Annotated in this window: 10 protein-coding genes; 1 reads left to right on the forward strand and 9 read right to left on the reverse strand. The window is 40.6% G+C overall.

Translation table 11 applies throughout. The features are described from left to right. The first annotated feature begins 257 nt into the window (after positions 1–257). Positions 258–2255, forward strand: coding sequence for a Na/Pi cotransporter family protein (locus DWW43_RS07910; RefSeq protein ID WP_119963235.1), 1998 nt, complete (start codon positions 258–260; stop codon positions 2253–2255). Between the two features lie 166 nt (positions 2256–2421). Here DWW43_RS07910 and DWW43_RS07915 read toward each other — a convergent pair whose 3' ends face one another. The 9 genes from DWW43_RS07915 to def all read right to left on the reverse strand — a co-directional run bounded on the left by DWW43_RS07915 (position 2422) and on the right by def (position 11578). Further along, positions 2422–3069, reverse strand: coding sequence for a thiamine diphosphokinase (locus tag DWW43_RS07915; RefSeq protein ID WP_119963236.1), 648 nt, complete (start codon positions 3067–3069; stop codon positions 2422–2424). 58 nt (positions 3070–3127) lie between these two features. Further along, a complete protein-coding gene (gene rpe, locus DWW43_RS07920; RefSeq protein ID WP_008401588.1) occupies positions 3128–3787 on the reverse strand; it encodes a ribulose-phosphate 3-epimerase in 660 nt (219 codons plus the stop codon). Next, positions 3788–4666, reverse strand: a complete 879-nt coding sequence (gene rsgA / locus DWW43_RS07925) for a ribosome small subunit-dependent GTPase A (protein WP_119963237.1) — start codon at positions 4664–4666, stop codon at positions 3788–3790. Between the two features lie 8 nt (positions 4667–4674). Beyond that, positions 4675–6894, reverse strand: a complete 2220-nt coding sequence (gene pknB, locus DWW43_RS07930) for a Stk1 family PASTA domain-containing Ser/Thr kinase (RefSeq protein ID WP_119963238.1) — start codon at positions 6892–6894, stop codon at positions 4675–4677. A gap of 14 nt (positions 6895–6908) precedes the next feature. Continuing rightward, on the reverse strand, positions 6909–7631 hold the full coding sequence (locus tag DWW43_RS07935; RefSeq protein WP_119963239.1) for a Stp1/IreP family PP2C-type Ser/Thr phosphatase: 723 nt from the start codon (positions 7629–7631) through the stop codon (positions 6909–6911). A 14-nt stretch (positions 7632–7645) separates the two neighbouring features. Further along, on the reverse strand, positions 7646–8710 hold the full coding sequence (gene rlmN / locus DWW43_RS07940; protein WP_119963261.1) for a 23S rRNA (adenine(2503)-C(2))-methyltransferase RlmN: 1065 nt from the start codon (positions 8708–8710) through the stop codon (positions 7646–7648). A gap of 70 nt (positions 8711–8780) precedes the next feature. After that, a complete protein-coding gene (gene rsmB, locus DWW43_RS07945; protein WP_008401583.1) occupies positions 8781–10130 on the reverse strand; it encodes a 16S rRNA (cytosine(967)-C(5))-methyltransferase RsmB in 1350 nt (449 codons plus the stop codon). After that, positions 10123–11076 (reverse strand): methionyl-tRNA formyltransferase, encoded by a 954-nt coding sequence (fmt, locus tag DWW43_RS07950; RefSeq protein WP_119963240.1) that lies wholly within the window; start codon positions 11074–11076, stop codon positions 10123–10125. Before fmt ends, rsmB begins: the two co-directional genes overlap by 8 nt. A 40-nt stretch (positions 11077–11116) precedes the next feature. Beyond that, on the reverse strand, positions 11117–11578 hold the full coding sequence (def, locus tag DWW43_RS07955) for a peptide deformylase (protein WP_119963241.1): 462 nt from the start codon (positions 11576–11578) through the stop codon (positions 11117–11119). Positions 11579–11580: the final 2 nt, after the last annotated feature.

Here is an 11580-nt window from a genome sequence, read left to right on the forward strand (position 1 = left end):
TTCAACTTTATCATAAACACAGTTTTTCCTTCCGTCTTATGTTCTCACCAAGTTCTCTGTACTGTCAAGACCATATTATATATTTTTTCCAGAATTCTTTTTAAAATATATGTAATATTCCAAATTTCTGTGCTTCATAATAAAAAATATAGAACATGAAAATAATCTATGTTATAATGTCCAAGTATGTAAAATTTAATTTACAATTTAATTACATTGATTTGACATTAAATAAGTTATTTTTTTCACAGGAGGATATGGACGTGGACTTTTTTTCAATTCTGACTTTACTGGGAGGCGTAGGGCTTTTCCTGTTTGGAATGAACATGATGGGTGATTCCCTGAAAAATCTGGCAGGAGGAAGTCTGGAACGGATACTTGAAAAACTGACAACCGGTAAAAGTCAGGCAACCGGTGCGATTAAAGGCTTTGGGCTCGGTACCGGTGTCACAGCGATCATTCAGAGTTCAGCAGCAACTACGATCATGCTGATCGGTTTTGTAAATGCCGGTATTATGAAGCTCAGTCAGGCAATTCCAGTAGTATTTGGTGCCAATGTCGGCAGCACCGCAACTGCACAGATTCTGCGGCTTGGTGATCTTGGCGAAGATATGTTTATCCTCAAATTATTAAAACCGTCTTCTTTTGCACCCGTTCTGATCGGTATTGGTGCTTTTATCATTCTGTTTGCCCATAAGAAAAAACATAAAGATATCGCCGGTATCTTAGTCGGTCTTGGTATCTTATTCCTTGGTATGAATACAATGGAAGCTGTGTTCGCTCCTTTAAAAGAATCCGAAACCTTCCAGAACCTGTTCATTTCTTTCAGCAATCCACTCCTTGGTATCCTGATCGGTCTTATCTTAACAGCGATCATCCAGAGTTCCTCTGCTTCGGTCGGTATCCTTCAGGCATTATCCTCAACAGGAGTTGTTTCCTATGGTTCTTCGATTCCAATTATTATCGGTATTAATATAGGAAAGTGTTTCGCGATCCTGCTCGGCAGTATCGGTGCAAACAAAAAGGCAAAACGTGTTGCCATGTCCTATCTGTTATTTAATATTATCGGTGCGATCTTCTTCGTTGTTGTGATCTATGGACTTCAGTTGTTTATCACATTCCCATTCATGGATAAGATCATCAACCGTGGTGTAATTGCAAACCTGCATTTTATGTTTAACTTTATCATTGCGATCCTACTGCTTCCATTCGCAAATAAGATCGCAGATCTGACCGGTAAGATCATCGGTGACGATATGGAATCCAAGATTGACAAAGAGCTTGCGTCTCTCGATCCAATGCTTCTTGATACACCAAACATCGCTCTTACCCAGGCACAGAAGGTAATGTTCTCCATGACAGACTCCATCAAGGAAAACTTCGAACTTGGAAGTCAGTTATTATCGGAATATAATGAAGAAACTGCCGGAAAACTTCTGGAAAATGAGATGTTCATTGATAAATGCGAAAGTGCGTTAAACGAATATCTGTTAAAGATCACCTCCAAGCGACTGCATTCATCCGAACGAAAGCTGGCATCGGAATTATTAAACAGTGTCAGTGACCTGGAACGAATCGGTGACCACTGTGAAAATCTTCTGATCGTCAGCAGAAAGATCTCCGATGAAAAGATCTCCTTCTCTACACAGGGAACCATGGAGATCAATACGCTCTTACAGGCTACAGCCAATATCATCGATACAACCTTTACTGCTTTTAAAAATGATGATCTGACTGCTGTTTCCCGTATCGAACCGCTTGCTCAGTCGATCACAGAGGTAAAAGAGATCATCAAAGATCACCATGTTATCCGTTTACAGACCGGAGACTGCGATATCGACGGTGGTTTTGCTCTTGTAGATATCCTGACCAGTCTGGATCGTATCGGAAGTCACTGTTCCAATATCGGACTTCATATTGCAAAGAAATTAACTACAGATTCCTTTGACGAAATGCATGGTCATATCTACACAAATGGATATAAGACCTCCGAAGAATACAAAGCACTCTACTGTTACTACATGTCTCTGTACTCTGATCCGATCACCGAAAAGTATAAAGCGAGCCTGTCAGAGCTGGAACATAAGATCTCACAATCAGATGCAAATAAATCTTCTGCTCCGAAATCTGTGGATCTGAACACAGCTAAGGCAGATAAAAACGAACAGCAGACCAAAAAAGAGCCTAAATTAAAAGAAATCAAAAAGGCAAAGATTGAAAAAGTAAAACAGAAGAAAGACTCTAAGAAAAAATAAAGATTATTCTGATAATAAGTATTATAAAAAGATACTCTGATCACGGGATCATACAGGTCCTTTGCTTTCAGAGTATCTTTTTTATTTCCTTTTATTCTTTGATACTGCATTTTATTATTATCTGATATTGTATATCGTATAGACAGATATACATAATGACTCTATCTCAATCACGGCTTTCAATTACAATTAACAATCCGGATTCAAATTCGATCAGGCCGCACTCTGCGATCAGCTCATTGCTGACGCCGATGCTTTCTCCAAGCTTCAATGTAAGCCCCTGCGCATTATAATAAAAACCATGAAGCGTTACTCCGGTCACCTGTTCCGTATATGGAAGCAGTGACACATATCTGTATGCATCGTTACGCTTCACAATATGCCGGTGTGCTGTCATCGTGATCCTGTTATGCTCGTCGATCAGATATGCCGATATTCCGGCCTCTGCAAACTGCTTTAATAAGCCAATATTGGCAAGGGTATGATCCATACGGGTTCCGGTTGCTCCAACCAGAATTACTTCATCCGGTCTGATCTCCTGCTCCAGTATATACGAGATTGCAACATGGGTATCTGTAAAATCCTTATGTGTATCCAGATCCAGAAATTCTGTCTTTCCCCGATATGCCGCTACGACATCTATCTTTGCAGAATCAAAGTCTCCAATGATCAGATTCGGCAGTATATTACATTCCTTACAGATCTCAAGTCCTTTATCACATGCTATTATTTTTTGAAAATCATAATCGGAAAGAACCGTTTCAAGCAATCTTTTTGAAACGGTTCCTCCTGTAACGATTAAATATCGATTCATCTATCCTGTTACCTGTTCCGGCAGACAGCAGATCTGCTTTCCGCCTTTTTATTACTATCTACTGTATTTCTGAAAAAATCTTACGGAAGGCTTTTACGTTCTCTGTCTTGTCCCCTTTAAATACTGCCGAACCGGCAACCAATACATTCGCTCCTGCCCGAATAATCTCTGCTGCATTTGCAAGGGTAACACCACCATCCACCTGAATATCCGTCTGAAGTCCACGGCTGTTTAACAGTTTTCTGGTCTCTGCAATCTTCCGCAGAGAAGACGGAATAAATTTCTGTCCGCCAAAACCCGGATTTACCGACATGATCAGAACCATATCTACATCCTCTAATACATAATCAATTACTGATAATGGTGTTGCAGGATTTAATGCAACTCCGGCTTTCATTCCCAGCTCTTTTATGGCTGCGATGGTTCTGTGAAGGTGCTTGCAGGCTTCTGCATGTACTGTTACGATATCTGCTCCGCAATTCTTATAATCCTGTAAGAAACGCGTCGGTTCATCAATCATAAGATGAACATCAAACACCTTATCAGATACCGGACGAACACTCTTGATAACCGGTGCTCCAAATGAAATATTCGGCACAAAGGACCCATCCATAACATCCAGATGAATATATTCACTTCCTGCCTGATCTATGATCTGTATATCTTCTGCCAGATGTCCAAAATCCGCAGATAATACTGAAGGTGACAGCTTTAACATTTACCATTTCCTCTTTTCTTTTAATTCATTGTATATCATGACATAATCATCATACCGCATCTTACTGATCCTTCCATCACCGACGGCTTCTTTTACCAGACATCCCGGTTCACTGATATGATTACACATATTGAATTTGCAGGTTCCTGTATATGCTGCAATCTCAGGAAAATACAGCTTCAGATCTTCTGCTTCGATTCCTTCTGTATATAACGAACTGAAACCCGGTGTATCCATAATATAAGTATCATCATCTACAAACATCAGCTCTGAATGCCTCGTTGTATGCTTTCCACGCTGTATCTTTTCACTTAATCCACCAGTTTGTACATTTGCATCCGGAAACAACGAATTAAGCGTTGAGGATTTACCTACTCCTGACGGACCTGCGAATACCGTTGTCTTTCCTTTTATAACTGCTTCTAATGTATTGATTCCATAACCACTCTCCGCACTGATAAACAACACTTCATATCCGCTCTTTGTATAAGATCTGCATATATCCTCACTTTGACGAAATCCTTCCAAATCTATCTTATTAAAGCAGATTATAGTCGGAACTTCATGCTGCTCCATATTGATCAGAAAGCGGTCAAGCAGATTGAAGTTAGGTGCTGGTGCAGACACTGCAAAAATAATTACAGTCTGATCTACGTTTGCAACTGCAGGTCTGTTTAACCAGTTAAATCTGGGCAATATATCTTCAATATTGCCCAGATTCTTCTCCGCATCTAATATCTCTATCTCTACATTGTCACCAACTAAAGGCTTGATCTTTCGATTTCGAAAAACTCCTTTTGCTTTACACTCATATGTGACGCCATTTTCGCAGACGACATAGTAGAAACCTCCAATACCTTTTATGATCTTTCCTGTCATAATCTCTCCTATTCCTTTGAGAATGACGCAGACAAACCACTGGTATTAAAGCTTGATGTTACATCTATTCCATCTGAATCCGTGATTGTTACTGCAAATGTACCGGAGTTCTGCGATAAGCCACCGATAGGATCTGCAGATCCTATATCCAGAGGGAACGAATCTTCTCCTGCAGCTCCGGAATACAACTTATAGGTTGCGTCACCAACCGTATAGGTAACATTAACTGTTACATTTCCAAAGGTTGCAAAATCAAATCCGGAATTTGTTATACTTCCTGTAAATTTAACAGAATATGTTACTTTTTCCGGTCCATCACTGATCACATAACCAACTGTTGAACCTTTTTCTACAGACGAGCCGGCCGAAACATCCTGACTGATAACCTGGCCTTTCTTAACCTCATCACTGTTTGCATGCGATACTTTACCGCTTAATCCTGCATTTTCCAACAAATTGGCTGCCTTGCTTTCAGATTTACCAAGCAGATTCGGGACCTCAACTTCCTCAACCTCTTTACCATTACTTATTATGATCTTAACTGTTGAACCGGATTTCTGCATCGTTTTTCCTTCCGGTGACTGACTGATAACCTTATTTTTCTCTACCGTATCATCATATTCATAACCATGAGTAACAACAAATCCGGCTTCCGTAAGAAGTGTAGTTGCCTGATCATCCGAATAACCTGTTACAGCAGGTACTTCGACATCTTCTTTTCCCTCTGATACCGTGATAACAATTTTCTCATCAGCAGGAATCGCTGTTCCTTCATCTACACTCTGACTGATAACATAACCTTCTTCTACCTTATCATCAGTTGCCGTCTCAATTGTATATGCAGTAAATCCTGCTTTCTTTAATTCTTCTTCTGCAGCCGTCTTATAAAGACCTACTACATTGACCATAGGAATCGTCGCCTTATCCGAAGTATCCTCATCTGTAGATCCATCTTCGGTGGAATCTCCTGAATTTTCTTCTGAACTGTTTTCTGTCTTTTTATTATTTCCGGAGAATATTCCTCCAAGTCCACCGGGGCTTGTAATCTTAAGAATCAGGATTGCAACAAGAATCGCAATGATAATCACAACTGCTACACTGGATATCATAATGATCTTCTTAAGCTTCGGATCCAATTCCTCGATCTCATTATCATCATCGTCCTCCGGAGCCATCCCCTCATCACCATATGAATCATCATCGTCATCATCGTCAAACAGATTATCAAATTTGGATGGCGGAATGATTGGCGTAATATCCGGACGTTCCACTACACTTGACGGAGTTTCCTCAACAACAGGTGCTTCATTCATCTGTCTACCCTCTTTGATCGCTTTCATCTCATCTGATGTGATCTCTACCGTTGGTGAATTCGGTACAACCGGTGGAACTACAACACAATCTATGTCAGGATTTGCCTGTACGCGTTTCAAATCTGCAATCAATGCGCTTGCAGTTAAATATCTGCGTTCTGCTTTCTTCTGTGTGCATTTTAAAATTATCTTTTCCAGACTGGTTGGAATATCCGGATAATATTCTCTAGGAGAAACCATCTCTCCCTGTATATGCATAAGAGCGACTGCAACATTATTCTCGCCTTCAAACGGAACATGTCCCGTAACCATCTCATACATGGTGATACCAAGAGAATATATATCGCTTCTCTCATCACTGAATCCGCCTCTTGCCTGCTCCGGAGAGATATAATGTACACTTCCCATTGCATTCGCTGTCATTGTATTTGATGAAGCAGCTCTGGCAATACCAAAATCTGTAACCTTGATTCCGCCATTTTTCGATACAATAATATTCTGCGGCTTAATATCTCGGTGGATCGTATGGTTCTGATGAGCTACCTCCAGGCCTTGGGCTATCTGAATAGAAAAATCAATTGCCTGCTCAGGCAGCAGTCTGCCTTTTTTCTGAATATATTCTTTTAAAGTAATGCCCTCTACAAGTTCCATTACTATATAATAGATACCATTATCCTCTCCGACATCATATACGTTTACGATATTCGGATGAGAAAGTCCGGCTGCGGACTGTGCTTCAATTCTAAACTTTGTAACAAAATTTACATCAGAACTAAATTCCGGTTTTAATACTTTAATTGCAACATATCTGTTCAGTACATGACATTTTGCCTTATAGACTTCTGACATACCGCCTGTACCGATCAATTCTATTATCTCATAACGATTACTGAGTATCATTCCTGGATTTAACATGCTTACACCTCTCACTATTTTACAGCTACCACTACGGATATGTTATCTCTACCACCATAGTAATTCGCTCTGTCTATCAACTTTTCAACCGCTGCTGTTATATCCCCGCTGCTCTCCAACACGATTTCTTTTATCTCATCATCCTCAAGCATATTAGAAAGACCATCTGAGCAAAGAAGGATTCCATCCCCCTGTTTCATCTCTAATTCAAAAAAGTCTGTCATAATCTTGTCAGATATTCCAAGTGCTCTAGTAATAATGTTCTTTTCCGGATGGTTACGTCCTTTATTTCGATCAAGCTGACCGGAACGGATCAGCTCTTCAACCAGTGAATGATCCATCGTTACCTGCCGTATCTCATCATCTATGAAATACAATCTGCTGTCACCGATATTTGCTACATATAATATATTATCCTCACATACAGCAGCTACAAGGGTCGTTCCCATTCCCTTCCAATCCTCATTTTCCTTTGCCATTTTATATATCTTGTCATTGGCATACAGAATCGCTCTTTTTAGAACGGATACCGAGTTATTTATTGCACTCTCTTTTATATATTCAGTTACACATTCTATCGCAGTCTTTGATGCAACATCTCCTGCCTTATGACCACCCATTCCGTCTGCCACTATATAAAGATTGGGTAATGGTCCGATCGGCTCATCTGTAAAGAAAATGCTGTCCTGATTCTGAACTCTTTTCTTACCGATGTCGGTTCTTCCATCAGATCTCATTTGCTGCCTCCCGTCTAAAAAGTATCTTTTGCTTCTTCATATTTTCTCCGAAGCTGACCACAGGCAGCGTCAATATCTCTGCCCATACTCCTTCTTATTGTAACATTTATATCTTTCTTTTCAAGTATATATTTGAATTTTTCAACAGAATCATTGAGAGATCGACAATACTTTCTCTCCTTTATCGGATTTACCGGAATCAGATTCACATGTCCGTGCATATTCTTAAGAAGCTCAGCAAGCTTATATGCATGTTCCGGTGTATCATTTTCATCTTTCACCAGTGAATACTCGAAAGTAACCCTTCTTCCTGTTTTTTCAAAATAATACCGACATACATCCATCAATTCTGCAATTGAATACTTATTTGCGATTGGAAGAAGTTTTCTTCTGTCTTCATCAGTCGGACTGTGAAGGGATAATGCAAATGTAATAGAAAGGCCTTCATCTGCCAGTCTTTTTATCTGCGGAACCAATCCACAGCTTGAAACCGTGATATTTCTCTGACTGATGTTCTTACCCTGCTCATCATTGATAATGCGAATGAATCGGATAAGATTGTCATAATTATCAAGTGGTTCCCCTGTTCCCATTACAACGATATTCGATACACGTTCACCCGTGATCCGTTCGATCGCATAGATCTGATCGAGCATCTCAGACGCCTCCAGATTACGGATCAAGCCACCGATCGTAGATGCACAGAATCTACATCCCATACGGCATCCGACCTGAGAAGATATACAGACAGAGTTGCCATGCTTATATCTCATTAATACGCTTTCCAACACATTTCCATCCTGTAAACGAAACAGAAATTTATTTGTGCCATCCTGTTTTGACACCAGTCTGGTCACTTCTTCCACACCATACATGTGCTGCTTTTTGATTTCTTCAATTAATTTTTTCGGAACATTGGTCATATCTTCCGCATGTGCTATACCTTTGGCATGAACCCATTCAAATATCTGTTTTGCTCGAAACGCCGGCTGTCCTACTGATTTTACCCAGACCGCAAGTTCATCAAACATCATGGAACGGATATCCAGTTTCTTTATATCTTCTATCTCTGTAAACATACTCTTTTCTTCCTGAATCATGTACTGATAACACGAGAAGCTCAACTCCTCTGTGTCATTCTGTCATCTATTATTTTTTTCTTCGTAATCGCGAAATAAAGAATCCATCACAATGATCAATTCCCTGCAAAAGCGTGATATATCCTTTTTCTCCACGTTCTTTCAACTTCTCCGGCAGATATGGTGCAAGACTTTCCAGATAATACTCCTCGTGCCTTTTTAAAAATATCTCTACATTTTCTTCATTCTCTGTCCGATCAATTGTACAGGTGGAAAAAATTAACGTTCCACCCGGTTTTACATAAGACGCACAGGCATCCAGAATATTCTTCTGTATCTCGGCAAGTTCACTTATCGAGTCTGCCGTCACATGATATTTGATATCATTTTTTCGTGCCATAACACCCAGTCCGGAGCATGGAAGATCCGCAAGAACGACATCTGCTTTTTCTATCATTTTCGGATCAGTTTCCATTGCATTCCATACCTTAGTTGTCACATTATGAATCTCTAATCGGCCCAGATTTTCTTCCAACTTATCGATCTTTTCTTCTGAAATATCCCTCGCATACACATGTCCCTGCTCTCCGGTGCGTTCTGCCGCATACATGGTCTTTCCTCCCGGAGCCGCACAAACATCAAGGATCACATTTCCCGGTCTGATTCCTGCTGCAAGCACCTGCAAACTGGAACTCTCATCCTGAACCGTAAACAGGCCTTCATGAAATCCCGGAACCATACGAATATAATCATATCCCGAAATAATAAGAGAGGTCGGATTATAATATCCTTTTTCTACCTTTATGCCCTTTTCAATCAAATTATTCCGAAATTCCTCAAGTGTTGTATGCATAGTATTCACACGAACCGTCGTTCCGCGATTTGTTTCACCCGCCTGCAGAATCTGTTCTAACTGTTCTGCACTGTAATCATTTAACAGGAATTTTACCAGTTCCTCCGGAATCGAATATTTAACAGACAAATACGCTTCTAGACCATCCTCTTTTTTCGGAAAGATGATAGCTGCTTTATTTCTGCACACGTTTCGAAGGACACCGTTCATATAGCCTTTTAATGTCCGAAATCCTCTTTTAGCAGTCAGGTTCACATATTCATTACAGGCTGCCTCATCCGGAACAGAATCCATATAAAAGATCTCATAAGCAGCCATCCGTAAAATACAGCGGATGACCGGTTTACATTTTTTTACTTTTACTTTTGAAAATTGATTAAGAATATAATCCAATCTGATTTTCTGCTCTGTTACACCTTCTGTCAACCGACCGATGTAAGCCCTCTCTTTTTTATTCATAAACTGGTTTGCCCGGAGTGCTTCCCCTAATGCTTCACCGGCAAATCTGTCATTTTTTTCAATATCCAGCAGAATATCCAGAACTATCTCTCTTGAAGTTTTACTCATATATCATCTGACCTGTCTTAAGTTTATTTCCTGCAAGAAATGCTGCACAATCCATCGGTTTCTTGCCTTCCGGTTGAAGCTTTCTTATCGTTAATGCTCCACTTCCACATGCAACCGTAAAGTTTTTCTTCGTCACATGAACGATCATCCCCGGTACGATCTTTGTTCCATCCTCTAATGTCTCCTCTGTCTGTTCACATACAGAAGCCTCATAGATACGTACCGTCTTCTGATTCATTTTCATATAAGCAACCGGCCATGGCTGCAATCCTCTGATCAATCGTTCCAGTGAAGCTGCATCTTTCGTAAAATCAAGCTCACCCTGCTCTTTCTTTAACATGGATGCATAGCAGCTTAAGGAATCATCCTGCGGGGTTCGTACTGCTGTATGATCCGCAAGCTTTGTAAGCGTAGACAGGATCAACGCTGCACCTGCATCAGCAAGTTTATCATGAAGTGTAACACCGGTATCTGTATCTGTGATCGGAACAACCGTCTTCTCGATCATATCTCCGGTATCAAGTCCTTTTGCCATATACATCGTTGTGACACCGGATTCCGTCTCACCATTGATAATAGCCCATTCAATCGGAGCGGCTCCCCTGTATTTGGGAAGCAGAGACGCATGGATATTAATGCAGCCATACTTTGGAATATTCAAGATTGATTCCGGCAATATCTGACCATAGGCCGCAACAACGATAGCATCCGGCTGATAGTCCCTGATAATCTGAACATTTTCTTCTTCCCTGAGTTTTACCGGCTGATAGACAGGTATATCAAGAGAAAGAGCCTTTTCCTTAACAGGTGTCGGCTGAAGTGTCTTGCCCCTTCCTTTTGGCTTGTCCGGCTGTGTAAAACATGCAAGGACATTATGTCCTGCATCTACGATCGTCTGTAATGGTTTTACTGCAAATTCAGGGGTTCCCATATATATAATATTCATACGACTGTCTCTGCCTCCTTATTATTATCTGCTTACTTTTCTATTCTGTCTCGTATAAACCATCTTCTACTTTATCTTTATATAAGATACCATCCAGATGGTCTGTCTCATGGCAGATCGCCCGTGCCAGAAGTCCTTCACCTGTTACCGTGATCTCATTCATGTCTCGATCCAGTGCTTTACAGACAACATACATTGGTCTTGTCACCTGTCCAACCTTTCCCGGAAGGCTCAGACAACCCTCGTCTCCGGTCTGCTCACCGGACGTCTCTATAATCTCAGGATTAATAAGTGTCAATGGATGCTCATCTCCGATATCAATTACAACGATCCTCTTTACGATTCCAACCTGTGGCGCTGCAAGTCCGACACCATTCGCCTCGTACATGGTATCAAACATATCATCGATCAACTGGGATAACCGTGGTGTCATCTCCGTAACAGGCTTACATATCTTTCTTAAAACGCTGTCGCCATCGATTCTTATCTTTCTTGTTGCCATTT

Origin of the sequence: Clostridium sp. AF15-41, assembly GCF_003604095.1 — a bacterium.
Classification (GTDB): Bacteria; Bacillota; Clostridia; order Lachnospirales; family Lachnospiraceae; genus Coprococcus.